The organism is Stenotrophomonas sp. ZAC14D2_NAIMI4_6 (assembly GCF_003086875.1).
GTDB lineage: Bacteria > Pseudomonadota > Gammaproteobacteria > Xanthomonadales > Xanthomonadaceae > Stenotrophomonas.
The window spans coordinates 749,640-774,466 of sequence record NZ_CP025996.1; the positions used below are offsets into that span (position 1 = coordinate 749,640).

Genomic DNA, 24,827 nt, shown 5'->3' on the forward strand with positions numbered 1-24,827 from the left:
GCCGTGTCTTGATCGGCACGAATTCTGGGCGCGGGCACGGCTCCGGCCCATTCAATTAGTTGCAAAGCGCTGGCCGTATGAACGCTCGGGTCGGCCGACGTTCAGCGCAGTGTGTCTGGTCTGTACACGGGTGCGTCAGTACGCCGCAGTGGTGCCGATACGCAATCAATTCGATAGGCGCCATTGCGGCCCCTTCCTACGGTAGGGGCCCTTTCATTGGAGCGTCCCCTGCATGCGTCGTGTACTTCCTCGCCCCCATGTGCTTGCCGTGGGGTTGTCCGCCGCCCTGGCGTCGTCGGTCGCCATGGCACAGCAGGTCATCGCCGATGGTGACGAACAGAACCCGGCTGCAGGCGAATACCACACTACTGATCCGGTGGAACCGGGTAATCCGGCCGGGCATGCGTTCCTTGCCATCAACGGCGGCACCCTCATTCCAACCGGACCGGTCAACCTGATTACCGAAGGGCTGCGTGCTTCCGCTGCACGCGCCGAGGGTGCAGGAAGCCGTATCCAACTGCAGGCGGGCAGCGTCCTGACCTCCGGCTATGGTGCCGCCGGCCTTTCCGCCGCCAATGGCGGCCAGGTACACGCTAGCGGAACGCACATCGAAACGCGCGGCACCGCGGCGTCGGGGGCCGAAGCGTTGTCCGGCACGCTGTCACTGGACAACGTGCGGATCACCACCCGTGGCGGGCTGGCCCATGGCATCAGTGTGCAGCAGGGGCAGGCGGAGGTGCGCGACAGCGTGATCGAGATTCTTGGCGACCAGTCCAATGGGTTGGAAGTGCGTGATGGAACATTGTTGGCCGAGCGTATGCAGATCGCTGTAGCGGGGTCAGGCTATGGCGTGTGGGCGCAGGGCGGCAGCGATGTCACGCTGCGCTCGGCACGGATCGACGGCAGCGGCGCCGGGGCATCGGGCGTGCTGGTGGGGCTGGGCAGCAAGGTGGTGCTGGAAGATGTCGACATCGAACTCTCCCACGAACGCTCCGGGATGGGCCTGTTCGTCGGCGGTGAGCTTGAGATGCGCGGAGGCAGCGTGCATGCACGGGGTGACAGCGCCTCCGCGGTCAGCTTCGCCGCCGGTGGTGGCGGCGTGCTGCGCCTGGATGGGGTTGAGCTGTCCGGTCACTTCGGCATCCATATGACCGAAGGCGCGGACCTCACCCTGCATGGCAGCCGGCTGGACAGCGTGTCGACCGGCATCGACATGAACCAGCGTGATGTGGTTGCGCGTGTGACCGATTCGTTCATCACCACTCGCAATGGCGTTGGCATTCGAGTGGTGAATGGGGATCTGGTAGTCGACGGATCGACCATCACGGCCGATGGCACCTATTGGCAAGCCATTTCGGTGCTGGGAGGCACCGCGCAGGTTACCGGCAGCAGATTGCGGACCCTTGGCCAGAATGGTCATGGGTTGTACGCGGAAGGCGGTGTATCTGCCACGCCGACAGCGAATGGCAACACGATTGACATTCTTACTGAAGGCGACGGTGCCATCGGTGCGATCGCCCGGTTGGGCGGCACCGTGCACCTTGCCGACAGCGTGGTGCGCACCACCGGCATCAATTCGCATGGCGTGCTGTCCGGCGGCAGGGGCGAAATGACGCTGACCAATACCCATGTGCGCACTGAAGGCGAAGGCGCTTGGGCGGCAGTGATCAACGACAACGGCCGCATGAGCATCGATGGTGGCTCGCTGGTAAGTGCCCAGCACGGTGGCATCTGGCTGCGCAGCAGCCGCGGTCCGGCGCTGACGTTGAGCAACGGCGTAGTGGTGTCCGGTGGCAACGGCATCGGCCTGGCGCTGGATGCTGCGGTTGCTGGCCGCTTCGACGTGGCGCTGGACGGTGGCTCGCAGTTGCACGGCGATATCGTCATCACGCCGGAGGACGAAGGCGCCGGGCTGGTGCCGCAGTCCGAGGTGCACGTGCGTCTGGCGGATGGTGCGCTGTGGCAGGGGTCTTCCGATCTGGTGCAGACGCTCGCGCTTGAAAGCGGCAGCCAATGGACGTTGACCGGCGATGCTACGGTGGGTGATCTGCAGGTGCGCGACAGCGCGCTGGCACTGTCCGACGGCAGCGGCCGCTTCAACACGCTTACCGTGGACGGCGACCTGCACAGCGAAGGCGCCACGTTCCTGTTCCAGGGGGCGCTGGCCGGTGATGATTCGGCCATCGACCGCCTGCACGTGCGTGGTGATACCTCCGGTGATGCACTGATTGCGGTGAGGAACATCGGCGGTGTGGGTGCACCCACCGCTGATGGCATCCAGCTGATCGAAGTGGACGGCGCATCGCTGGCCAGCTATGCGCTGACCGGGCGTGCCGTGGGTGGTTCGTACGAGTACTTCCTGTTCCAGGGCGGCCTGGCCGATCCCACCGATGGCCATTGGTACCTGCGCTCGCAGTGGTTCGATGTCTGCGAGGACGACCCGGGTGCGCCGGGTTGCGTGGTGAACCCGGGCCCGGGTCCGGACCCGATTGAAGGGGGAGAGGGCGAGGACGGTGGCGGCATCGTCGATCCGATCCGGCCGCCGCCGGTACTGCGCCCGGAAGCCGGTGCCTATCTGGCGAACCAGTCGGCTGCGGTGAACATGTTCGCGCACCGGATGCATGATCGTGGCGGCACGCGCACTGACGAGCGCACTGCATGGGCACGCGTGGGTCGTAGCAATGCGGACTTCACTGCGGTGGGTGGGCAGCTTTCGGTGGATGGCAATACGTCGGTGCTGCAGATCGGCAGTGACCTGCTGCGACGTGGCAATGCCACGTTCGGCGTGATGCTGGGCAATGGCCGTGCTGACAATCGTGTCGCCTCGGATCTGACCGGCTACACCGCCACCGGCCGCGTGCGTGGTACCGCCGTGGGTGTGTACGGCACCTGGTTGCAGGATGCAGAGGGAACCGGCGGCGCCTATGTGGATGCGACCGTGCAGTTCGGCCGCTTCGACAACCGTGTGCAGGGTATCGGCCTGGAGCCGGAGCACTACGACTCGCGTGTGGCCACTGCGTCACTGGAAGTGGGCCATACCTTCAATGTGTGGCAGGGCGCCGCCAGTGTTCTGTACGTGCAGCCGCAGCTGCAGCTGACGTATGCGGACTACCGTGCGGATCGCCACGTGGAGACGAATGGCACGGTTGTCGACGAAGCGGATGCGGGTGGCCTGAGCGGGCGCCTGGGCGTGCGCGTGTTCGGTCATGGCAGTGCGACCGGCAACTCGGTGCAGCCGTACCTGGGCGTGAACTGGCTGCGCGGCAGTGGTACCAGCGCCCTGCAGTTCAACGATGACACGCTGGGCGCGGATGTGCCGCGTAACCGCTATGAAGTGCAGGCCGGTGCCGAGTTGAAGCTGGGCCAGCGCTGGGGCGCATGGGGTGGCCTGGGCGTACAGCGCGGTGACCATGGCTACCGAAACGTGGGTGGCCAGGCAGGTGTGCGCATGGCCTGGTAGGGGATGACAGCGGGGTCGGATCCCATTGCGCAGGCAATGGGCTCTGACCCCACTCGGATCGTTGGTACCACGCCACGACCGACGGAAATTGTGCGGACCAAGGTCCGCACCCACCAGAGGCTTTGCCGCCAACCACAGGGCTCTCAGCCCTCGCGATGGGTCACACCGGCGGCAGAACCTTGCCCGGGTTGAGAATCCCATCCGGGTCCAGCGCGGCCTTGATCGCGCGCATCGTCGCCAGCGTGGCCGGGCTGAACGCCTGCGCCATGAAATCGCGCTTGGCCAAGCCAATGCCATGCTCGCCCGACAGCGTGCCGCCCAGCGCCAGCGTCAGTTCGAAGATCTTCGGCAGCGCGGCATGCGCGCGTGCGTTCTCGTCGGCGTCGTCCGGGTGGTAAAGAATGTTGACGTGCAGGTTGCCGTTGCCGGCATGACCGAAGGTCACGATTGTCAGTGTGTACTCGCGTGCCAATGCCTGCACACCAGCCACCAGGTCGGGAATGCGCGACACCGGCACCACCACGTCTTCATTGATCTTGCCGGGCGCGACGGTACGCAGTGCGGGCGACAAGGCCTTGCGCGCGGCCCACAACTGGTCACGCGCGCGACCTTCCATTGCCACGTCCAGCTCGATCATGCCGTCGCCTTCGGCGGCGCTGGCCAGGGCCTGCAGCAGGTAGGGCAGGGTGTCGTGGTCACCATCGGCTTCGACCAGCAGCATCGCGCCGGCCTCGGGTACTTCAGCGCCGTTCAAGCGCAGCAGCTCCAGGCTGCGTGCATCCATGAATTCCAGGCGCGTGGGCACCACCGGCTGCGACATCAGGCGTGACACCGCGGCGGCGGCCGCATCGGCATCGCGGTACAGCACGCGCAGGCCAGCCTGGCTGACCGGCAGTGGGGTCAGCTTGAGGGTGGCTTCCACGATCAGCGCCAGCGTGCCTTCGCTGCCCACCAGCAGGTGGGTGAGGTCGTAGCCGGTGGAATCCTTGGTGTAGGCGCCACCGCAGCGGATCACCTCGCCGGTGCCGGTCACTGCCACCAGGCCGAGCACGTTGTCGCGGCTGGTGCCGTACTTCACCGCGCGCGGGCCGCCGGCGTTGCAGGCCAGGTTGCCGCCCACGCTGCAGATATCTGCGCTGGAAGGATCGGGCGCCCAGAACAGGCCATGCGGAGCGAGTGCCTGCTGCAGGGTGCCATTGAGCACGCCCGGCTGCACCACAGCGCAGCGATCACCGGCACGGATCTCGACGATGCGGTCCATGCGGGTGAACGACAGCACGATGCTGCCCGGCAGCGGCACGGCCGCACCGGTGGTGCCGGTGCCGGCGCCGCGCGCGACCAGTGCCACGCCATGCGAACGGCACGCGCGCACCAGCGCCTGCACCTGTTCGATATCGGCCGGCAGAGCAACGGCCGCCGGGCGCTGGCGGCGCCAGGAATTGTCCTGCGCATTCGCCTCCAGCGCGTTGTCATCCATGCGCCAGCCCTCCGTGCCCAGCAGGGGGGACAGTTCGGCAACCAGGGCGGCGGGCAGGGCAGTACTCATGACGGTTCTCGCGGGACAGCAGGGGCAGGTTGGATCAACTTCCAGGCAACAACGGCGCCGGCCAGCGGCAGCCACACCCAGCGCAGTTCAGACAGCAGCGTGGCCATGCCACGTGCGCTGAAGAACTGCGGAGCGAAAGGCGAAACGCGGATCGGCCGCCAGGGCGCGAAGAAGCGGTGTTCGCTCCACGGCCAGGCCAGGGCAACACCCAGGCCGCCGGAGGTCATGGCGTCGAGCAGGGGATGGCTGGCCGCGCAGACGAAGACGAATACCGCCGCCTGTAGCGTGGACGCCACCGTTGGCCGCGCCGTGGTAGGTGCCAACCTTGGTTGGCACGAAACCGCCGACCAACGTCTGCGACTACCGGAGCTGTGTGACGCCGACCAAGGTCGGCCGCTACCAAAGAACGCCACCAACGCGGCCAACACCGCCAACACCCCGGCGAACAGCAACGAATGACTGGCCCCGCGATGTCCGAACGCATCGGCATAGGGAATGTGCAGCACGAAGGCCAGCACATCGGCATCGGGCAGCATCGCCGCCACCACGCCGGCAGCCAGCAGCCACGACGGAATGCGGCCGCGATCGGCGGCGCACCACAAAGCCAGCGGCACGGCGGCGTGGGTGATGATCGAAGGCATCAGTCACGCACCATGGTAGTGCCGGCCAAGCTGCGCTCTGGTAGGTGCCAACCTTGGTTGGCACAGAAACGCCGACCAAGGTCGGTCTCTACCAAGGCGGACGGTACCCATCAGCAATCATCCAAGCGGAATGCATCGCGCAGCCAAGACAGCTGCGGCGGTTCACCCGTAGCTTCCACCACATCAAAGCGGCAAGGCGCATCGGCCAGCGCGGGATGGTCCTGCAGGTACAGCAACGCGGCATGCGCCACACGTCGGCACTTGCGCACATCCACCGTGGCCGCACCACTACCGAAGTCCGAACGTGCGCGGTAGCGCACTTCCACGAACACTACGATGCCGGCGTCTTCCATCACCAGGTCCAGTTCGCCGCCGCGGTAGCGCACGTTGCGCGCGCGCGGCTGCAGGCCGGCCTGTTGCAGGTGCTGCTCGGCGGCGGCTTCCACCGCCGAGCCCCGTTGCAGATGCTCAGCGACCACCGGCGATCGGCATCGGGCGGCCACCACTGAAGGTGGACCACGCCGGCTGGCGCAGGATGTTGCCGTTGCTGTCCAGGTACAGCGTGCCGGTGGCGCCATCCAGGCCACCTTCGTTGGACAGCTTTTCCAGGTAGGCGCTGATCTTCCAGGCATCGGCGCCGAAGGCGAACAGGCGACTGGCCGCACCGCGCGCGCTGGGCAGGGTCTGCGCCACCTGGGCGGCCGAGGGCAGGCCGGACACGCTGCGTACGTTCCAGGCTTCGTTGGGGTAGATGATGCCGTCCAGCGCCACGTCCTCTTCCACCTTGCCGCTGCCAGTGGTCAACTGCGAGGTGCCCACGCGGGTGGCGCCACCGGCACCGGCCAGGGCCAGCTGCGGGGCCAGCAGGCGGGCCTGCGGCGCACGCACGGCCAGGAACACGGCATCGACCTGGCCCGCATTGCGGACCTGGGCGCCCACATCGCCCACCGCGTCGCTGATGCTGACGGTGGCGGCAACCGTGCCACCGCGCTGGGCAAAGCGCTGCGCGAAGGCGGCGGCGGCGCGGCGGCCGGTCTCGTCACTGCTGTTGATCACCAGCGCCTTGCTGCGCTCGCGGCCACGCAGGTATTCGGCGGCGACGATGCCATCGTCTTCCGGCGCCAGCGAGAACCCGGCACTGCCGGCCGGCGGCGCGTCCTTGCCGCGATTGAGGCCCAGCACCGGCACCGGCAGCTGGGCGCGGCCGTACACCGCGTCCACCTCGTCGCGGCCCAGCGGGCCAACCACGAAGTCCACGCCCGAGGCCACCGCCTTGTCATAGGCGGCCAGTGCACCGGCCGGGGTGCCGGCGGTATCGAAGAAGTTGATCTCCGGGCGGCGCCGGCTTTCGCCGTAGTACGCGGCCAGCAGGCCATCACGCACCGGCTGTGCCGCGGTGGCCAGGCGGCCGCTGAGCGGCAGCAGCACGGCCATCTTCGCCGGCGGGCGGTAGCCATCGCTCATGGCCGGCGGGCGCTTGCTGGTGTCGAACTGGGCCGCGCCGTCGCGGTCGAACGGGCGCGGCAGCGGCAGGCCGCGCGCAATCAGGGCGCGGCCGGCGAAGTTGTACAGCGGGTCGTTGGCCGGCAGCGCGGCGGCGCGGCTGCGCAGGGTGGCATCGTCCAGCGTGCCCAGCAGGCCGGCGATCGCGGCCTGGTTCTCGTTGCGGGCGGTGCCGGTCAGGCCGGCATGGGCGCGGGCACGCTCGGTCGCTGCGGCGAAGCTGTCACCGCTGGCCTGCAGGGCGCTGGCGCGGGCCAGGTACCAGCGGGTACGCAGGCTGGGGTGCACGTTGTCGCCGTGCTCCTTCAGCAGGGCCAGGGCCTGTGCCGGCTGCTTGTCGGCCAGTGCCAGCTCGGCGCTGGCCAGCTGGAAGCGCTGCAGGCTGGCACCGCTCAGCTGGCGGGCGGTCAGCTGGCCCAGCAGGCTGCGCGCGCGGGCGCTGTCACCGGCCAGGTGCCAGGCCCATGCCGCGTCGGCCAGGGTATTGCTGCGGGCGGTGCCGCGCAGGGTGGCGGCCTGCGCTTCCAGCTGCAGGGCCGCGTCGCGCGGCTTGCCCTGTTCAATCAGCGCCAGCGCCTGGCTCTGGGCCGGCGATTCGGGCGCGCTGGTCAGGCTGGTGGTGGCACAACCGGCCAGCAGCATCAGCGAGAGCGACAGGGCGGAGATCCGTGCGGCGGGCTTGTTCATGATCGGGTCCATGCGATGAGGGCAGCGGCCTTGGCCAGGTACACGCTACGATTCTACCCTTGCCCCGTGAGTACCGCTGAAATGAGTGTGCCAACCCTGTACGTCGTCGCCACGCCGATCGGCAACCTGGCCGATCTGAGCCCGCGCGCGCAGGAGGTGCTGCGTTCGGTGGCGGCCATCTGTGCCGAAGACACCCGCCGCAGCGGCCAGCTGCTGTCCCATTTCGGCATCCAGCAGCCGCTGGTGGCCCTGCACGAACACAATGAAGAGGCCCTGGCCCAGCGCCTGGTGTCGCGGCTGCAGGCCGGTGAATCGCTGGCACTGGTGAGCGATGCCGGCACCCCGCTGGTCAGCGACCCGGGCTTCCGCCTGGTGCGCGCGGCCCGTGCGGCCGGTATCAAGGTCAGCCCCATTCCGGGTGCCTGCGCCGCCATCGCCGCGCTGAGCGTGGCTGGCCTGCCCAGCGACCGCTTCAGTTTCGAGGGCTTCCTGCCGGCCAAGGCCAGCGGCCGCCGTGACCGCCTGCAGGCGCTGGCCGGTGAAGTGCGCACGATGGTGTTCTATGAATCCTCGCACCGCATTGCCGAATCGCTGGCCGACATGGCCGCCATCTTCGGCGGCGACCGCCCGGCGGTGCTGGCGCGTGAGCTGACCAAGCTGTTCGAGACCGTGCTCGATGGCGATCTGGCCAGCCTGCTGGCGCGGGTGGAAGCCGACGACAACCAGCGCAAGGGCGAGTTCGTGGTGATGGTGCAGGGCGCCGGCGACGATGAAGAAGCCAAGCTGGCCGAGGGCCGCCGGGTCTACGCCAAGCTGAGCGAGCACCTGCCGCCGTCCACCGCCGCCAAGCTGGCCGCCGAGCTGACCGGCGCCCCGCGCAAGGCGTTGTACGGAAGTTGATGGAGTGTGCGGACCAAGGTCCGCACCCACTAGGGCCGCGCGATCGGTAGATCCACGCCACGCGCGGATGAACGCGCCGCGTGCCGCGATCAACCGGGCAGGAAGGCCGCGCGTAAGCTAGAATGTGCGCTGGCGGAGTCGGCCAGACAGTCGCGTCGTCCCTTCGGGGGTGCCGAGGAAAGTCCGGGCTCCATAGGGCAAGGTGCCAGGTAACGCCTGGGCGGCGCAAGCCGACGGAAAGTGCAACAGAAAGATACCGCCTACGTCTTCTTCGGAAGGCCGGTAAGGGTGAAATGGTGCGGTAAGAGCGCACCGCGAGTCTGGTAACAGACCGGCACGGCAAACCCCACCTGGAGCAAGACCAAATAGGGATCCTTTGGCGCGGCCCGCGTTGGATCCGGGTAGGTTGCTTGAGCGTTGCGGTGACGTAACGCCTAGAGGAATGACTGTCCATGACAGAACCCGGCTTATCGGCCGGCTCCGCCTCCTTTTTCGAGTGGCCATCCACGCATGGCGTGGATCTACCAGGCACGCCCACGCATGGTGCCGCTTCTGCGTAGAGTCGAGCTTGCTCGACTGCATTGCGCCACGTACGGACAGTCGAGCAAGCTCGACGCTACCTAGAACGCGACGTGGCTTTCGCCCAGGAACGCGCCCTGCGCGCCGAAGCGGCGCTCGTGCATCTGGCCGTGGCCGTCGTGGTCGATCAGCAGCACGGTGCTGGCGCGGGTGCCGTAGTCGTCACCGCGGATGAAGGCGGGGCTGAGCCAGCGTTCGCGCTCCAGGCCGATGCCGGTGTCGGGCAGGTCGCTGTCAGTTGGGCGGTGTTCGTCGGCCAGGGCAGTCCACAGCGGGGTCAGAGCCCTTTCGCTTTGCGAAAGGGATCCGACCCCTTCGGACTCAAACCAAGCCGATAGCGCGGCCATCAGCCGGCGGGTCTTCGGCCACGGGGCGTCCAGGGCGCCGTTGGACATGCCATGCACGCCCGCGTCCAGCGTCTGCCGTTCAGCGGGGTGGTTGCCCAGGTATTCCAAAGTGTGACCGTCGGCCAGCAGCAGGTTGAACGGCGCGTAGGCGCCGGCCACCGCGGCCAGGCGGTCCATGTGCGCGCCGGCGGGATCGCGCCCGCGCAGGAAATCGGCCACCAGTGCGCCACGCGACGGCCCACTCTGTGCGGCCAGCGGGTCGCGCACGTTGGTCACCACCGCCATGCGGCCCGCGGTGCCCACCCCGGCCCAGCCACCACCCGAGCGCAGGTCGCGCCCGCCGATGATCGCCGGTTCGTTTTCCCAGGGGGCCAGCGCCGCCGTGGGGCGGGCGTGGAACTCATCGCGGTTGCCGACCATCACCAACCGCCAGCGCGGGTGCTGAAGCCAGCCAAGAGCAAGCAGGCACATGGCGTCATTGTGCCCGGTTTGCGCAGTGTGGCGCCGCTTTCAGCGCGAACTGGATGAATGCGCGGCCGATGTTTCACGCCCTCTACACGCCCCTGAACTTCGGTTCAATCTCAAAAATTGAGACGGATCAGCAACTTGTGGATAAGCCTTGAACAATTCTCTAAACATTGCTGCAAGCCATTGATGCGGCAGGCGATTTCCCTGCTGAAAAGTTGTTGACAACCCTTGGCCCGCTGCTAAGGTGGGCATCAGAGGGAAATCCGGGTGTTTTGTGGGTTTTCGTGGTTCAATGTTTCACCGGGCGAAGGATAGGTGCACGCGTCGTGTTCCAGGGCGAGACGGCCATCACAGTTGACGACAAAGGACGCATGGCGGTTCCCACCGCCTACCGCGACCTGGTCGCGCGTGCCAGCAACAACCGTCTTGTCCTGACCTACAACCCGTTCGAAGCCGGCTGCCTGTGGCTGTATGCAGAGTCGGAATGGGAACGGGTCCGCGACGATGTGATGTCCAAGCCCAACACCCAGCGCGTCGTGCGCCTGTTGCAGCAGAAGCTGGTCGGCTCGGCCGCCCACCTCGAGCTGGACGGCAACGGTCGTATCAGCATTCCCGCCAGCCACCGCGGTGCGGTGGGCATTGAAAAGAAGGCGGTATTGCTCGGTATGGGCGACAAGTTTGAATTGTGGAGCGAGCAGGCGCATCGGGCCCTGATCCAGCAGACATTGTCTGACGAGGATCTGGGTGATGGGCTTCTCGATCTGAAGTTGTGAGCCGGGGTGCCCGGATGCGCCCAGAAGCGCAGACCGGTCACCTTCCGGTGTCGCAGTCGCCGGCGGTGCACCTGCCGGTCCTGTACACCCAGGTCATCGAAGGCCTGAGGGTGATCGAAAACGGACGTTATCTGGATGGCACGTTCGGTCGTGGCGGTCATGCACGTGGCGTGCTTACCCAGCTCGGTCCCGAGGGGCGCCTGCTGGTCATGGACAAGGATCCGGAAGCCATTGCCGTTGCCGAGCGCGATTTCGCGCCGGACCCGCGCGTGTCCATCTTCCGTGGCAGCTTCGCCCAGCTGCTGCAGTGGAACGAGACGGCCGAAGGCCTGGACGGCGTGCTGTTCGACCTGGGCGTGTCCTCGCCGCAGCTGGACGTGGCCGAACGCGGTTTCAGCTTCGGCAAGGACGGCCCGCTGGACATGCGCATGGACCCGGACAGCGGTGAAAGCGCCGCGCAGTGGCTCAACCGCGTGGAAGATCGCGAGATCGCTGACGTGCTGTGGACCTACGGCGAGGAGCGGCAGAGCCGCCGCATCGCCCGTGCCATCGTGGCCCGCCGCGAGAAGCAGCCGTTCACCCGCACCGCCGAACTGGCCGAGCTGATCGCCTCGGTGATGCCGCGTGGCAAAGACAAGATCCACCCGGCCACGCGCAGCTTCCAGGCCATCCGCATCCACATCAACCGCGAGCTGGCCGATCTGGAAGCCGGACTGGATGCGGCCGTGGAACGGCTCAAGCCCGGTGGCCGGCTGGCGGTGATCAGCTTCCATTCGCTGGAAGACCGCATCGTCAAGCAGTACATGAACCGCCTGGCCAAGGCGCCGCCGGCCAACCGCCGCCTGCCCGAAGCTGAGGTGTTCGTGCCGACGCTGGATCTGATCGGCGGTGCCATCAAGGCCACCGACGAAGAACTGGCCGCCAACCCGCGTGCCCGCAGCGCCGTGCTGCGCGTGGCGCAGAAGCGGGAGGCCGATGCATGAGCCGGCTGCTGCTGATCATCCTGTTGGCCTGCACCGTGGCCTCGGCGATCGGCGTCGTGTTCGTGCGTCACCGTCACCGGCAGACGTTCATCGAGCTGTCGCGCGCCGAGCGCACGCGCGATGACATCAACCTGGAGTTCGGCCGCCTGCAGCTGGAACAGGCCACCCTGGCCGAGGCCAACCGGGTGGACCGCATCGCGCGCGAAAAGCTGGGCATGAAGTTCCCTGAAGCTGCCGACGTGGTGGTGGTGCGCCCATGAGCAAGACCGGCCGCAACCGCCCGCGCAATGCCTTCAACCTGCGCCAGCGCCTGCGCTGGGTCGCCCTGGCGCTCGGCCTGTGCTCGGTCTCGCTGGTCGGTCGCGCCGCCTACGTGCAGATCGTCAACGCCGACTTCTACCAGCGCCAGGGCGAAGCGCGTTACCTGCGCGAGCTACCGATCAAGACCTCGCGCGGCATGATCACCGACCGCAACGGCGAGCCGCTGGCGGTGTCCACCCCGGTCGCCTCGATCTGGGTAAACCCGCAGGACCTGCTGCGCTCGCCCGAGCGCATTCCCGAGCTGGCCCAGGCCGTGGGCATGTCGGTGGACGAACTGAGCAGCCGCCTGTCGCAGAAGTCGGACAAGGAATTCATGTACCTGCGCCGCCGGATCAATCCGGACGAGGCAGAGAAGGTGGTGGCGCTGAAGATTCCCGGCGTGGCCGCGCAGCGCGAGTTCCGCCGCTTCTACCCGCAGGGTGAAGCGATGGCGCACGTGCTGGGCTTCACCAACATCGACGACCGCGGCCAGGAAGGGCTGGAGCTGGCCTTCGACGAATGGCTGCGCGGCAAGGCCGGCGCCAAGCGGGTGATCCGCAACCGCAAGGGCGAAACGGTGGAAAGCGATCTGCTGCGCGCCGCCGAGCCGGGCAAGGACCTGACCCTCAGCATCGATCGCCGCATCCAGTACCTGGCATTCAAGGAACTGCGCAACGCACTGGTGGCCAACAAGGCGGCCGGCGGTTCGATGGTGATCATGGACGTGGCCACCGGCGAGATCCTGGCCATGGTCAACCTGCCCACCTACAACCCGAATTCGCTGAACGGTGCGGTGCCGGACACGCGTCGCAACCGCGCCGTGACCGACCTGGTCGAGCCGGGCTCGACGATGAAGCCGCTGACCATTGCCACGGCGCTGCAGGCCGGGGTGGTGACCAAGGACACCATCATCGACACCAACCCGGGCTACATGACCCTGGGCCGCTTCACCATCCGCGACGTGCCGCGCAACAACGGCGTGCTCAACGTGACCGGCGTGATCACCCGCAGTTCGAACGTGGGCGCTGCCAAGGTTGCGGCCAAGCTGCCCGACCAGACCTTCTACGATTCGATCCGCAGCTTCGGTTACGGTTCGGTGCCGCACAGTGGTTTCCCCGGTGAATCCGGTGGCGTGGTGCTGCGCCCGGCGCGCTGGTCGGGTACGTCCAAGACCACCATGTCCTACGGCTATGGCCTGAATGTCACTCCGCTGCAGATCGCCACGGCTTATTCGGCCCTGGCCAACGGCGGCAAGCTGATCGCACCGACCTTCGTGAAGGGCCAGCGCAACGAAGGCAAGCAGATCATCGATCCGGCCGTGGCCAAGGAAGTGGTGGCCATGATGGAAACCGTGGTGACCCAGGGCGGCGCCAAGCAGGCGGCGGTGCTGGGCTACCACGTGGCCGGCAAGACCGGTACGGCGCGCAAGGCCGGCCCGGGTGGCTATGAGCGTGGCCACTACAACTCGCTGTTCGCCGGCGTGGTGCCGGCCACCAACCCGCGCTTTGCCACCGTCATCGTCATCAACGACCCGCAGGGCGGCAAGTTCTATGGCGGTCTGGTCTCGGCGCCGGTGTACCACAACGTGATGGAAGGCACCCTGCGGCTGATGGATGTGCCGCTGGACGACCTGCAGTCGTGGCTGGCCGCCCAGCAGTCCGGAAAGATGGGCCATTCGGCGTCCATCCTGCCGGCACCGCCGGCTGAAACCGCGTTGCCGGCCGATGCCGCCGCCGAATTCGACGCCGCGCTGCCCAGCGCGCAGAACCATGTGCCGGCCCCGCCCGCGGGAGGCACGCAATGAGCCCTTCGATGTTGCTTTCGCAGTTGCTTCCCGACGTTGCCCTGGCGGGCAACGATCCCGTTCTGACCGGCCTGGTGCTGGACAGCCGTGCCGTGCGCCCCGGTAATGCCTTCGTGGCGATTGCCGGCTTCGGCGCGCATGGCCTCGGCTTCGTCGACCAGGCGCGTGCCGCCGGTGCCAGCGCCATCCTGTTTGAACCGCCGGCCCCGGCCGAACTGCCTGCGCCGGCCGACGCCATCGCCGTGCCCGGCCTGCGTGCCCGCCTGGGCGCGATGGCTGACCAGTTCCATGGCGCGCCGTCGCGCGCCATGACCATGGTGGGCGTGACCGGCACCAACGGCAAGACCTCCACCGTGCAGCTGCTGGCCCAGGCCTGGCACCTGCTCGGCACGCCCAGTGGAAGTATCGGCACCCTGGGTGCCGGTCTTTATGGCGCGGTGGAACCGACCGGCTTCACCACCCCGCTGGTGCTGCAGATGCATGCGCTGCTGGCGCAGCTGCGCGCCGACGGTGCGCAGGCCGTGGCCATGGAAGTGAGCTCGCACGCGCTCGACCAGGGCCGCGTGGATGCGGTGCACTACGACGTGGCGGTGTTCACCAACCTCACCCGCGACCATCTGGATTACCACGGCGACATGGCCAGCTACGGCGCGGCCAAGGCACGCCTGTTCCACCGCCCGGGCCTGAAGGCCGCGGTGGTGAACCTGGACGATGCGTTCGGTCGCCAGCTGTTTGCGGGTCTGCCGGCCGGCGTGCAGCCCATTGGCCTGAGTTCGCGTGGCGCCGAGGGCGCCCGCGTGCGTGCCGAAGCCCTGCAGCTGGATGGCCGCGGCATCGGCTTCGAACTGGTGATCGACGGCGCACGCGCTGCGGTGCAGTCGCCGCTGCTGGGCCGCTTCAACGTGGACAACCTGCTGGCCGTGGCCGGCAGCCTGCATGCGCTGGGTCAGCCGCTGCAGCGCATCGCCGCCGTGCTGTCGGCGCTGCAGCCGATCCGCGGCCGCATGAACCGCCTGGGCGGCGAGAACGGCCTGCCCACCGTGGTGGTCGACTACGCACACACCCCCGATGCGCTGGAACAGGCGCTTGAAAGCCTGCACGGCCACCTGCAGGGCACGTTGTACTGCGTGTTCGGCTGCGGTGGCGAGCGCGATACCGGCAAGCGCCCGCAGATGGCGGCCATTGCCGAGCGCCTGGCCAACCAGGTCATCGTGACCGACGACAACCCGCGTGGCGAAGACGGCGACGCGATCGTGGCCGACATCCTGGCCGGCTTCACCGATGCCTCGGCCGTGACCGTGCAGCGCAGCCGCGCGCGGGCGATCGGCCTGGCCGTGAAGCGTGCCGCTGCGGGCGACATCATCCTGATCGCCGGCAAGGGCCACGAGCCCTACCAGGAAGTGAACGGCGTGCGCCACGACTTCGATGACACCGAAGTGTCGGCCGCGGCGCTGGCCGCCAAGGCCGGTGTGCTGGCCGGGGAGGGTGCGGCATGAAGCGCACCCTGCTTTCGCTGATCGCACACTGGGCCGGTGGCGAGATCCACGGCGACGACGTGGCCATCGACGCGGTCAGCAATGACACCCGCAGCCTGGGTGCGGGCAGCCTGTACGTGGCCCTGCGCGGCGAGCGTTTCGACGGCCATGACTTCGCCGCCGACGCGCAGGCACGCGGCGCCAGTGCGCTGCTGGTCGAGCGCCTGCTGCCGCTGGACGTGCCGCAGGTGCTGGTGGCTGACAGCGAACTGGCCCTGGCGAAGATCGCCGCCGGCATGCAGCGCGACCGTCGCACCGAGGTGTTCGCGATCACCGGCAGCAACGGCAAGACCAGCGTGAAGAGCCTGTTGCTGTCGATCCTGCAGCAGGTGGCCGCGCACGCCCACAAGGTGGTGTACGCCAACCCCGGCAACCGCAACAACGAGATCGGCCTGCCGCTGGCGGTGATCGATGCACCGGAAGATGCCGACTACGCCGTCTACGAGATGGGCGCCGGCAAGCCGGGCGACATTGCCTACCTGACCGACATCGCCCGCCCGCGCTATGCGCTGGTCAACAACATCGCTCCGGCGCACCTGGAACGCATGGGCAGCCTGCTCGGCGTGGCGGTCACCAAGGGCGCGATCTACGCGGCACTGCCGGCCGATGGCGTGGCGGTAATCAACGTGGACGATGCCTACGGCCGCTGGTTCGAACAGCATTTCGTCGGTACCCCGGCGCGCTGCCGTGTGCTGCGCTACGGCCTGGACCACAGCGCCGACGTCACCGCGCGCGATATCCGCGCCGGTGCGCAGGGCAGCCAGTTCACCTTGGTTGCGCCGCAGGGCGAGGTGGGCGTGGTGCTGGGTCTGCCCGGCCGCCACAACATCAGCAATGCGCTGGCCGCTGCCAGCCTGGCGCTGGGTGCAGGCATCGGCCTGGACCTGGTGGCCGCCGGCCTGGCCACCGCGCAGCCGGTGCCGGGCCGCCAGATCGCCCACACCCTGCACAGCGGTGCGGTGCTGGTCGATGACAGCTACAACGCCAACCCCGGTTCGCTGGCTGCGGCCATCGATGCCCTGGCCGCTGCGCCGGAAGAGGGTTGGCTGGTGTTGGGTGACATGCGCGAGCTGGGCCCCGATGCCGAGGCCCTGCACGCGCAGGCCGGCCTGCGCGCCCGCGCGGCCGGTCTGAAGCGTCTGTACGCGCTGGGCCCGCTCAGCGCCGCCGCCGCGGTTGCCTTCGGTGAAGGTGGCCGCCATTTCGCCACCCATGATGCGCTGTCGAAGGCGCTGCAGGACGAGTTGCACGCTGGTGTGCGCTGCCTGGTCAAGGGTTCCCGTGGCAGTGCCATGGACCTGATCGTCAAAGCGCTGCTGGCGCAAGGAGAGGAATCCCCGCATGTTGTATGAACTGGCTCGATGGTTGCAGCAGTTGGAGAGCCTGTTCGGGCTGTTCAACTACCAGACCTTCCGCGCGATCCTGGCCGCGCTGACGGCGCTGTTCCTGTCGCTGTGGCTTGGCCCGGCGGTGATCCGCCGGCTGGCCCAGTTCAAGGGCGGCCAGCCGATCCGTACCGATGGCCCGCAGACCCACTTCTCCAAGGCCGGCACGCCCACCATGGGCGGTTCGCTGATCCTGCTCACCGTCACCCTGTCGGTGCTGATGTGGGCCGACCTGCGCAACCGCTACGTGTGGCTGGTGCTGGCCGTGATGCTGTGCTTCGGTGCCATCGGCTGGTACGACGACTGGATCAAGATCGTGCGCCGCGACCCGAACGGTCTGAAGTCGCGCTGGAAGTACCTGCTGCAGTCGATCTTCGGCCTGGCCGCGGGCATCTTCCTGTTCCAGACCGCCGATGTGCCGGCGGCGCTGACCTTCTACATCCCGATGTTCAAGTCGGTGGCGTTGCCGCTGGCCGGCATCGGCTTCGTGGCCATCGCCTATTTCTGGATCGTCGGCTTCTCCAATGCGGTGAACCTGACCGACGGCCTGGACGGCCTGGCGATCATGCCCACGGTGCTGGTGGCCTGCGCGCTGGGCGTGTTCGCCTATGCGTCGGGCAACGTGGTGTTCGCCAACTACCTGCAGATTCCGCAGATTCCCGGCGCCGGTGAGCTGGTCATCATCTGCGCGGCCATTGCCGGCGCGGGCCTGGGCTTCCTGTGGTTCAACACCTATCCGGCCATGGTCTTCATGGGCGACATCGGCGCGCTGTCGTTGGGCGCGGTGCTGGGCACGATCGCAGTGATCACCCGCCAGGAGCTGGTGCTGGTGATCATGGGCGGCGTGTTCGTCATCGAAACGCTGTCGGTGATGATCCAGGTCGCCTCGTTCAAGCTGACCGGCAAGCGCGTGTTCCGCATGGCGCCCATCCACCACCACTTCGAACTGAAGGGCTGGCCCGAGCCGCGCGTGATCGTGCGCTTCTGGATCATCTCGGTGGTGCTGGTGCTGATCGGCCTGGCCACGTTGAAGGTGCGCTGAGCATGAACGACCTGTCCCGCCAGGCAACCCGCCTTGAAGCCATCGAAGGCAGCTACGACAAGTGGCTGCTGGGCGCGATCATCGCGCTCACGGGCGTGGGCGTGGTGATGGTGGCGTCCAGTTCGATCGCGCTGATGAGCAGCCCGTTCTACTACCTCAACCGCCACCTGATCTTCCTGGCGGTGGGCATCGTGCTGGCGGTCATCGCCGCGCGCACCGAACTGAAGTCGATCGAGCAGTACAACCAGGTGCTGCTGCTGGGCTGCTTCGCGCTGCTGCTGGTGGTGTTCATTCCCGGCCTGGGCAGCAGCGTGAACGGCGCCCGCCGCTGGATCAACCTGGGTATTTCCAAGTTCCAGACCGTGGAAGCGGTGAAGGTGCTCTACATCGTCTGGCTGTCCAGCTACCTGGTGCGCTTCCGCGATGAAGTGAACGCGACCTGGCCGGCCATGCTGAAGCCGCTGGGCGTGGCCGGTGCACTGGTGGTGCTGCTGCTGCTGCAGCCCGACTTCGGTTCGTCCACCCTGCTGCTGGCCATCACCGCCGGCATGCTCGTTCTGGGCGGGGTGAACATGCCGCGCATGTCGATGCCGGTGGTGATCGGTCTGGTGGGCATGAGCGCACTGGCCATCATCGAGCCGTACCGCATGCGCCGCATCACCTCGTTCCTGGACCCGTGGGCCGACCAGCAGGGCGACGGCTACCAGCTGTCCAACGCGCTGATGGCGGTGGGCCGCGGTGAGTGGACCGGCGTGGGCCTGGGCAATTCGGTGCAGAAGCTGTACTACCTGCCCGAAGCGCATACCGACTTCATTTTCTCGGTCACCGCCGAGGAATTCGGCTTCCTGGGCACCTGCGTGATCATCGCCCTGTACGCGCTGCTGGTGGGCCGCACCTTCTGGCTGGGCATGCGCTGCGTGGAAATGAAGCGCCACTTCTCCGGTTACATCGCCTTCGGCATCGGTCTGTGGATCAGCATGCAGACCTTCGTTTCGATCGGCGTGAACCTGGGCATCCTGCCGACCAAGGGCCTGACCCTGCCGCTGATCTCGTCCGGCGGTTCGTCGGTGCTGATGACCTGCGTGGCGATGGGCCTGCTGCTGCGCGTGTCCTATGAACTGAAGCGCGCCGAGCGCCGCCAGGCCGTGCGCATCGGCGCGGCCGACGAAGGCATGCCGTTGGCCGTGGCCACCGCGCCGGCAGCCCCGGCCGCACCGGCAGCGGCGCCTTCGGTGGCCAACGCTGCGGCCAGCACGGCGGCCGCGGCGGCCCCGGCTGCAGCCGCGCGCGGCACCAGCCGCCTGCAGTCGCGCATTGAACCGACCTTCGGGAGGCTGTCATGAGCGCCGCCCCGACCACCACGGCCAGCAACCGCCCGGTGATGATCCTCGCCGGTGGTACCGGCGGTCACATCTTCCCCGGCCTGGCCGTGGCCCGCGTGTTGCGCGAGCGTGGCGTGCCGGTCACCTGGATGGGCGCCGACGGCGCGATGGAAACCCGCCTGGTGCCGCAGCACGGCATCCACATCGATACGCTGGCCATCACCGGGCTGCGCGGCAAGGGCAAGCTGGCCCTGCTGGCCGCACCGTGGCGGCTGATGCGCGCGCTGCGTGCGGCCGGCATGATCATCCGCCAGCGCCAGCCGCGTGCCGTGGTCGCCTTCGGTGGCTTCGCGTCCGGTCCCGGTGGCATGGCCACGCGCCTGCATGGCCTGCCGCTGATCGTGCACGAACAGAACCGTGCGCCGGGCCTGACCAACCGCATCCTGTCACGCTACGCGCGCCGCCTGCTGACCGGCTTCCCCGGGACCTTCGCCAAGGGCGAGGAGTTCGTCGGCAATCCGGTGCGCGCGGAAATCGCCGCCATCGCACCGCCGGAACAGCGCTTCGCCGACCGTCACGGTCCGCTGCGCGTACTGGTGGTCGGTGGCAGCCAGGGCGCACGTGCGCTGAACACCGGCGTTCCGCAGGCCATTGCCGCGCTGGGCGCCGGCGTGGCGGTGCAGGTGCGCCACCAGAGCGGCGAGAAGATGCACGCCGAAGCGGTCGAAGCGTATGCCAAGGCCGGTGTGCAGGCTGAGATCACCCCGTTCATCGCCGACATGGCCGACGCCTTCGCCTGGGCCGACCTGGTGGTGTGCCGTTCCGGCGCGTCCACCCTGGCCGAACTGTGCGCGGTGGGCGTGGGCAGCGTGCTGGTGCCATTCCCCGCCGCCGTTGATGACCACCAGACCCGCAACGCGGAGTACCTGGTGGAGCGCAACGCGGCCGTGTTGCTGAAGCAGGACGGAACGCTGGCCGACGGCATTGCCGCACTGCTGCGCGAACTGTCCGAAAATCCCGCCCGCCGCATGCAGATGGCGCAAGCCGCGCGTGCCCTGGCCAAGGTCGATGCCGCCGAGCGCATCGCCGATATCATTCTTGAGGAAGCAGTATGAAGAAGGCCTGCCATAGCGCCTGCCACGCGCGAGGCCGCGCATGATCCGCCGCCTGCACGACACCAACGATCTGGTGCGCGCGTTCCCGCGCGTGCATTTCGTCGGCATCGGCGGCACCGGCATGAGCGGCATCGCCGAAGTGATGCTGACGCTGGGCTACGAAGTGTCCGGTTCGGACAACGCCGACAACGCGGCCACCCGCCGCCTGGCCGGTCTGGGGGCGCGCATCATGCGCGGCCATTCGGCGGCCAACGTGCTGGGCACCGACTGCGTGGTGGTGTCCAGCGCCATCCGCGAAGACAACCCCGAGCTGATGGAAGCGCGCAGCCAGCGCATTCCGATCATGCCGCGCGCGGCCATGCTGGCCGAGCTGATGCGCTTCCGCCGCGGCATCGCCGTGGCCGGCACCCATGGCAAGACCACCACCACCAGCCTGACCGCGGCGGTACTGAGCGAAGGCGGCCTGGACCCGACGTTCGTGATCGGTGGCCAGCTGCTGGCCGCCGGTGCCAACGCCAAGCTGGGCGGTGGCCAGTGGCTGGTGGCCGAGGCCGACGAAAGCGATGGCAGCTTTCTGCGCCTGAACCCGCTGATGTCGATCATCACCAACATCGATGCTGACCACCTGGAAAACTACGGCAACGACTTCGCCCGCGTGCAGGCGGCCTTCGCCGAGTTCCTGCAGCGCCTGCCGTTCTACGGCCTGGCCGTGCTGTGCATCGACGACCCGGAAGTGGCCGCGCTGGCCGCCAAGACCCCGCGCCACGTGATGAGCTACGGCATGAGCCCGCAGGCCGACGTGCGTGCGGAAAACGTGGTGCAGGAAGGTTCGCGCATGCGCTTCACCCTGCGCCTGCCGCAGGGCACCAGCCAGGAAGTGGTGCTGGCCCTGCCGGGCAAGCACAACGTGCTGAACGCCCTGGCCGCTGCGGCGGTGGGCTGGCAGCTGGGCGTGGCGCCGGACGCGATTGCGCGTGCGCTGGAAAGCTTCGCCGGCGTCGGCCGTCGCTTCAACGATCTGGGTGAAGTGACCACCGCCAGCGGCGCCAAGGTGCGCATCATCGACGACTACGGCCACCACCCCAGCGAGCTGGAGGCAGTGTTCGCCGCGGCGCGCGGCGGCTGGACCGACAAGCGTCTGGTCGTGGCCTTCCAGCCACACCGTTACAGCCGTACCCGCGACCAGTTCGACAAGTTCGCAGCGGTGCTGTCCAGCGTGGATGCGCTGGTGCTGAGCGAGGTCTACCCGGCAGGTGAGGAACCGATCGCCGGTGCCGATTCGCATGCGCTGGCCCGCGCCATCCGTGCGCGCGGCCGCAGCGAGCCGGTGGTGGTGGGCAAGGCCGCCGAGCTGGCCAGCGTGCTGCCGGACGTGCTGCAGGACGGTGACCTGCTGCTGATGATGGGTGCCGGCGACATTGGCGCCGTGGCCAGCCAGATCGCGGTGGAAGGCTTCAAGACGGAGGGCCAGGCGTGAGCACGCTGACCTTCCCGCCGCTGCGCAGCACCGACCCGGCCGTGTTCGGCCGCGTGGCCGTGCTGCTGGGCGGCACGTCCAGTGAACGCGAGGTCTCGCTCGATTCCGGCCGCAATGTGCTGGAAGCGCTGCAGGCGCGCGGCGTCGATGCCTTCGCCGTCGATGGCATTCCGGCGCTGGCCAAGGCCCTGGCCGGCGGTGGCATCGACCGCGTGTTCAACATCCTGCACGGCCACAACGGTGGCGGTGAGGACGGCATCGTGCAGGGCCTGATGGATGCCTTCGGCGTGCCGTACACCGGCTCCAACGTGCTGGGTTCGGCACTGAGCATGGACAAGATCCGCACCAAGCAGGTGTGGCTGTCGCTGGGCCTGCCGACCCCGCAGTACCGCAAGGTGACCGCGGAAAACGTGCATGCGAACGCAGCCGAGCTGGGCCTGCCGGTGGTGGTCAAGCCGGCCAACGAAGGGTCCAGCGTGGGCATCAGCCGGGTGACCGACGACGCCGGCCTGGACGAAGCAGTGGCCTTGGCTGCGCGCTACGACGGCCAGCTGCTGATGGAACAGATGGTGCTGGGCGACGAACTGACCGTGGCCATCCTGGGCGATGTGGCGCTGCCGTCGATCCGCATCGTGCCCAAGGGCCAGTGGTACGACTACAACGCCAAGTACATTGCCGAAGACACCCAGTACCTGTGCCCGGGCCTGGACGGCGCCGACGAGGAAGAGATCGGCCGCATCGCGCTGGCCGCCTTCCGCGCGGCGGGCTGCCGTGGCTGGGGCCGGGTGGACGTGATGCGTGACCGTGCCAGCGGCCGCTTCTTCCTGCTGGAAGTGAACACCGCCCCGGGCATGACCAGTCATTCGCTGGTGCCCAAGGCGGCAGCACAGGCCGGCATCGGTTTCGAGGAACTGGTGTGGCGCGTGCTGGAACAGACCCTGGAGGCATCGCACGCATGAACGCGGTGCTGCGCATCTTCGTCTGGCTGTTGGCGCTGTCGGTGGTAGCACTGCCGGTGGTGGCCGTGGTCAATGGCTGGGTTGGCGCCGAGCGCTGGCCGCTGGCGAAGCTGCGTGTGCACGGTGAGTTCAAGCGTGTGCCGCCGGAACAGCTGCAGCAGGTGCTGCTGCCGTATGCACACGCCGGTTTCTTCGCGGTGAAGCTGCAGGATGCGCAGGACGCGCTGGAAAAGCTGCCCTGGGTGGAAAGCGCGCGCGTGCGCAAGCAGTGGCCGGATGTGCTGGAAGTGACCCTGGTCGAACACAAGCCGTTCGCCCGCTGGGGCAACGACCGCCTGCTGTCCGAGCAGGGCAAGCTGTTCCCCACGCCGAAGAAGCTGGCCGACCTGCAGCTGCCCGAGCTGGACGGCCCGGACAGCCAGACCGAAGAAGTGGTGAAGCTCTACAACGATTCGCGCGCGTTGTTTGCGCCGGCCGGCGTGGATGTGCGCCGGCTGAGCATGGATGCGCGCGGCAGCTGGTCGCTGCTGCTGAGCAATGGCACCGAAGTGGTGGTGGGCCGCGACGATGCCCGCTCGCGCCTGCAGCGCTTCGTGCGCGTGCTGCCGCAGCTGGCCAACCAGGCCGCACCGATTGAACGGGCGGACCTCCGCTATACCAATGGTTTCACGTTGAGCTGGGGCACCCCGCCCCCGGCCGACGCGCCGGCCACCCCGGCACGAAGGACGCAGGAAAGGACATGAATCGCAAGGGTGACAAATCGCTGATCGTCGGCCTGGATATCGGCACCTCCAAGGTGGTGGCGCTGGTGGGCGAGTATTCGCCGGGCAACCCGATCGAAGTGATCGGCATCGGCTCGCATGAATCGCGCGGCTTGAAGCGCGGCGTGGTGGTGGACATCGAATCGACCGTGCAGTCGATCCAGCGTGCGGTGGAAGAAGCCGAGCTGATGGCCGGCTGCGAGATCCGCTCGGTCTACGCCTCCATTTCCGGCAACCACGTGCAGTGCAAGAACTCGCCGGGCATCGTGCCGATCCGCGACGGTGAAGTGACCTGGGGCGACCTGGATCGCGTGCTGGATGCGGCCAAGGCGGTGGCCATTCCGGCCGACCAGAAGATCCTGCACGCCATTCCGCGCGAATACGTGCTGGATGATTCGCAGGAAGGCATCCGCAACCCGGTGGGCATGACCGGCGTGCGCCTGGAGGTGCATGCGCACCTGGTGGTGTGCGCGCAGTCGGCCGCGGCCAACATCAGCAAGTGCGTGCAGCGCTGCGGCCTGCAGGTGGACGACCTGGTGCTGTCCTCGCTGGCGTCCAGCGTGGCGGTGCTGACCGCCGACGAAAAGGAGCTGGGCGTGGTGCTGGTGGACATGGGCGCGGGCACCACCGATATCGCGGTGTTCGTGCAGGGTGCGATCTGCCACACCGCATCGCTGCCGATCGCCGGCGACCACGTGACCAATGACATCGCGCACATGCTGCGCACGCCCACCCCGGAGGCCGAGCAGATCAAGGTGCGCTACGCCTGCGCCCTGGCCCAGCTGGCCACCGCCGAGGAAAGCATCCAGGTGCCGTCGGTGGGCGACCGCCCGCCGCGCCGCATGCCGCGCCATTCGCTGGCGCAGGCGGTGCAGGGCCGTTACGAGGAAATCTTCGAGATGGTGCAGGCCGAACTGCGCCGCTCCGGCTTCGAGGAACTGGTGCGTGCCGGCCTGGTGCTGACCGGTGGTGCATCGAAGATGGAAGGCGTGGTGGAACTGGCCGAGGAAATGCTGCAGATGCCGGTACGCGTGGGCATTCCGCAGCACGTGACCGGACTGGGCGAAGTGGTGGGCAACCCAGTGCATGCCACCGGCGTGGGCCTGCTGCTGATGGGCAGCCAGAACGAACACCCGCGCCGCCCGTCGCTGCCCACCGGGCGCGCCGGCAGCATGTTCAAGAAATTGAAGACCTGGTTCCGCGGCGAGTTCTGACGCGCAACCTGCAGCACCCGGGCGTG

20 protein-coding genes and 1 other RNA gene are annotated in these 24,827 nt (G+C 68.0%); 16 read left to right on the forward strand and 5 right to left on the reverse strand.

Annotation, left to right across the window (positions count from 1 at the left end; genetic code table 11):
- Positions 1-232: 232 nt before the first annotated feature.
- Complete coding sequence (locus C1933_RS03240; RefSeq protein WP_108752168.1) at positions 233-3,460, forward strand: autotransporter outer membrane beta-barrel domain-containing protein; 3,228 nt, start codon at positions 233-235, stop codon at positions 3,458-3,460.
- 160 nt (positions 3,461-3,620) lie between these two features.
- On the opposite strand, the gene C1933_RS03245 is transcribed toward C1933_RS03240, so the two are convergent.
- The 4 genes from C1933_RS03245 to C1933_RS03260 all read right to left on the reverse strand — a co-directional run bounded on the left by C1933_RS03245 (position 3,621) and on the right by C1933_RS03260 (position 7,837).
- Positions 3,621-5,006, reverse strand: coding sequence for an FAD-linked oxidase C-terminal domain-containing protein (locus C1933_RS03245; RefSeq protein WP_108752169.1), 1,386 nt, complete (start codon positions 5,004-5,006; stop codon positions 3,621-3,623).
- Positions 5,003-5,647 (reverse strand): metal-dependent hydrolase, encoded by a 645-nt coding sequence (locus tag C1933_RS03250; RefSeq protein WP_108752170.1) that lies wholly within the window; start codon positions 5,645-5,647, stop codon positions 5,003-5,005. Before C1933_RS03250 ends, C1933_RS03245 begins: the two co-directional genes overlap by 4 nt.
- Positions 5,648-5,757: 110 nt before the next feature.
- Complete coding sequence (locus C1933_RS03255; protein ID WP_108752171.1) at positions 5,758-6,153, reverse strand: YraN family protein; 396 nt, start codon at positions 6,151-6,153, stop codon at positions 5,758-5,760.
- Positions 6,116-7,837: a penicillin-binding protein activator gene (locus tag C1933_RS03260; RefSeq protein WP_108754725.1), complete on the reverse strand. Its 1,722-nt coding sequence runs from the start codon at positions 7,835-7,837 to the stop codon at positions 6,116-6,118. The genes C1933_RS03255 and C1933_RS03260 overlap by 38 nt, the downstream gene beginning before the upstream one ends.
- An 81-nt stretch (positions 7,838-7,918) precedes the next feature.
- Between C1933_RS03260 and rsmI the strand changes: the two genes are divergently transcribed.
- Both rsmI and rnpB read left to right on the forward strand, forming a co-directional pair.
- Positions 7,919-8,737, forward strand: a complete 819-nt coding sequence (rsmI, locus tag C1933_RS03265; protein WP_108752172.1) for a 16S rRNA (cytidine(1402)-2'-O)-methyltransferase — start codon at positions 7,919-7,921, stop codon at positions 8,735-8,737.
- A gap of 134 nt (positions 8,738-8,871) precedes the next feature.
- Positions 8,872-9,223: RNase P RNA component class A (gene rnpB / locus C1933_RS03270), an RNA gene on the forward strand.
- Between the two features lie 134 nt (positions 9,224-9,357).
- On the opposite strand, the gene C1933_RS03275 is transcribed toward rnpB, so the two are convergent.
- The gene (locus C1933_RS03275) at positions 9,358-10,134 is read right to left on the reverse strand and encodes an NRDE family protein (RefSeq protein ID WP_108752173.1); all 777 of its coding nucleotides are present in this window, start codon (positions 10,132-10,134) and stop codon (positions 9,358-9,360) included.
- A 323-nt stretch (positions 10,135-10,457) separates the two neighbouring features.
- Between C1933_RS03275 and mraZ the strand changes: the two genes are divergently transcribed.
- From mraZ to ftsA, 13 genes are read left to right on the forward strand one after another with little or no spacing between them, the layout of a single operon-like run.
- The gene (mraZ, locus tag C1933_RS03280) at positions 10,458-10,904 is read left to right on the forward strand and encodes a division/cell wall cluster transcriptional repressor MraZ (RefSeq protein ID WP_004143635.1); all 447 of its coding nucleotides are present in this window, start codon (positions 10,458-10,460) and stop codon (positions 10,902-10,904) included.
- 14 nt (positions 10,905-10,918) lie between these two features.
- A complete protein-coding gene (gene rsmH / locus C1933_RS03285) occupies positions 10,919-11,887 on the forward strand; it encodes a 16S rRNA (cytosine(1402)-N(4))-methyltransferase RsmH (protein ID WP_108752174.1) in 969 nt (322 codons plus the stop codon).
- Complete coding sequence (gene ftsL / locus C1933_RS03290; RefSeq protein ID WP_108748523.1) at positions 11,884-12,147, forward strand: cell division protein FtsL; 264 nt, start codon at positions 11,884-11,886, stop codon at positions 12,145-12,147. Before rsmH ends, ftsL begins: the two co-directional genes overlap by 4 nt.
- A complete protein-coding gene (locus C1933_RS03295; protein ID WP_108752175.1) occupies positions 12,144-13,991 on the forward strand; it encodes a penicillin-binding protein 2 in 1,848 nt (615 codons plus the stop codon). Before ftsL ends, C1933_RS03295 begins: the two co-directional genes overlap by 4 nt.
- Complete coding sequence (locus C1933_RS03300; RefSeq protein ID WP_108752176.1) at positions 13,988-15,487, forward strand: UDP-N-acetylmuramoyl-L-alanyl-D-glutamate--2,6-diaminopimelate ligase; 1,500 nt, start codon at positions 13,988-13,990, stop codon at positions 15,485-15,487. Before C1933_RS03295 ends, C1933_RS03300 begins: the two co-directional genes overlap by 4 nt.
- Positions 15,484-16,878, forward strand: a complete 1,395-nt coding sequence (murF, locus tag C1933_RS03305) for a UDP-N-acetylmuramoyl-tripeptide--D-alanyl-D-alanine ligase (RefSeq protein ID WP_108752177.1) — start codon at positions 15,484-15,486, stop codon at positions 16,876-16,878. Before C1933_RS03300 ends, murF begins: the two co-directional genes overlap by 4 nt.
- A complete protein-coding gene (gene mraY / locus C1933_RS03310) occupies positions 16,868-17,953 on the forward strand; it encodes a phospho-N-acetylmuramoyl-pentapeptide-transferase (RefSeq protein WP_108752178.1) in 1,086 nt (361 codons plus the stop codon). The genes murF and mraY overlap by 11 nt, the downstream gene beginning before the upstream one ends.
- A 2-nt stretch (positions 17,954-17,955) precedes the next feature.
- Positions 17,956-19,296, forward strand: a complete 1,341-nt coding sequence (gene ftsW, locus C1933_RS03315; RefSeq protein ID WP_108752179.1) for a putative lipid II flippase FtsW — start codon at positions 17,956-17,958, stop codon at positions 19,294-19,296.
- A complete protein-coding gene (murG, locus tag C1933_RS03320; protein WP_108752180.1) occupies positions 19,293-20,390 on the forward strand; it encodes an undecaprenyldiphospho-muramoylpentapeptide beta-N-acetylglucosaminyltransferase in 1,098 nt (365 codons plus the stop codon). Before ftsW ends, murG begins: the two co-directional genes overlap by 4 nt.
- Positions 20,391-20,430: 40 nt before the next feature.
- Entirely contained in the window at positions 20,431-21,867 is a 1,437-nt protein-coding gene (murC, locus tag C1933_RS03325) for a UDP-N-acetylmuramate--L-alanine ligase (protein WP_108752181.1), read from the forward strand.
- Positions 21,864-22,826, forward strand: coding sequence for a D-alanine--D-alanine ligase (locus tag C1933_RS03330; RefSeq protein ID WP_108752182.1), 963 nt, complete (start codon positions 21,864-21,866; stop codon positions 22,824-22,826). Before murC ends, C1933_RS03330 begins: the two co-directional genes overlap by 4 nt.
- On the forward strand, positions 22,823-23,569 hold the full coding sequence (locus tag C1933_RS03335; RefSeq protein WP_108748532.1) for a cell division protein FtsQ/DivIB: 747 nt from the start codon (positions 22,823-22,825) through the stop codon (positions 23,567-23,569). Before C1933_RS03330 ends, C1933_RS03335 begins: the two co-directional genes overlap by 4 nt.
- Positions 23,566-24,801 (forward strand): cell division protein FtsA, encoded by a 1,236-nt coding sequence (gene ftsA / locus C1933_RS03340; protein ID WP_079220634.1) that lies wholly within the window; start codon positions 23,566-23,568, stop codon positions 24,799-24,801. The genes C1933_RS03335 and ftsA overlap by 4 nt, the downstream gene beginning before the upstream one ends.
- Positions 24,802-24,827: the final 26 nt, after the last annotated feature.

Excerpts from the sequence above, each read along its gene's own strand:
- C1933_RS03240 (WP_108752168.1), top strand. The coding sequence starts at position 233 with ATGCGTCGTGTACTTCCTCGCCCCCATGTGCTTGCCGTGGGGTTGTCC.
- C1933_RS03245 (WP_108752169.1), bottom strand. The coding sequence starts at position 5,006 with ATGAGTACTGCCCTGCCCGCCGCCCTGGTTGCCGAACTGTCCCCCCTG.
- C1933_RS03250 (WP_108752170.1), bottom strand. The coding sequence starts at position 5,647 with ATGCCTTCGATCATCACCCACGCCGCCGTGCCGCTGGCTTTGTGGTGC.
- C1933_RS03260 (WP_108754725.1), bottom strand. The coding sequence starts at position 7,837 with ATGAACAAGCCCGCCGCACGGATCTCCGCCCTGTCGCTCTCGCTGATG.
- rsmI (WP_108752172.1), top strand. The coding sequence starts at position 7,919 with ATGAGTGTGCCAACCCTGTACGTCGTCGCCACGCCGATCGGCAACCTG.
- C1933_RS03275 (WP_108752173.1), bottom strand. The coding sequence starts at position 10,134 with ATGTGCCTGCTTGCTCTTGGCTGGCTTCAGCACCCGCGCTGGCGGTTG.
- rsmH (WP_108752174.1), top strand. The coding sequence starts at position 10,919 with ATGCGCCCAGAAGCGCAGACCGGTCACCTTCCGGTGTCGCAGTCGCCG.
- ftsL (WP_108748523.1), top strand. The coding sequence starts at position 11,884 with ATGAGCCGGCTGCTGCTGATCATCCTGTTGGCCTGCACCGTGGCCTCG.
- C1933_RS03295 (WP_108752175.1), top strand. The coding sequence starts at position 12,144 with ATGAGCAAGACCGGCCGCAACCGCCCGCGCAATGCCTTCAACCTGCGC.
- C1933_RS03300 (WP_108752176.1), top strand. The coding sequence starts at position 13,988 with ATGAGCCCTTCGATGTTGCTTTCGCAGTTGCTTCCCGACGTTGCCCTG.
- murF (WP_108752177.1), top strand. The coding sequence starts at position 15,484 with ATGAAGCGCACCCTGCTTTCGCTGATCGCACACTGGGCCGGTGGCGAG.
- mraY (WP_108752178.1), top strand. The coding sequence starts at position 16,868 with ATGTTGTATGAACTGGCTCGATGGTTGCAGCAGTTGGAGAGCCTGTTC.
- ftsW (WP_108752179.1), top strand. The coding sequence starts at position 17,956 with ATGAACGACCTGTCCCGCCAGGCAACCCGCCTTGAAGCCATCGAAGGC.
- murG (WP_108752180.1), top strand. The coding sequence starts at position 19,293 with ATGAGCGCCGCCCCGACCACCACGGCCAGCAACCGCCCGGTGATGATC.
- murC (WP_108752181.1), top strand. The coding sequence starts at position 20,431 with ATGATCCGCCGCCTGCACGACACCAACGATCTGGTGCGCGCGTTCCCG.
- C1933_RS03335 (WP_108748532.1), top strand. The coding sequence starts at position 22,823 with ATGAACGCGGTGCTGCGCATCTTCGTCTGGCTGTTGGCGCTGTCGGTG.
- ftsA (WP_079220634.1), top strand. The coding sequence starts at position 23,566 with ATGAATCGCAAGGGTGACAAATCGCTGATCGTCGGCCTGGATATCGGC.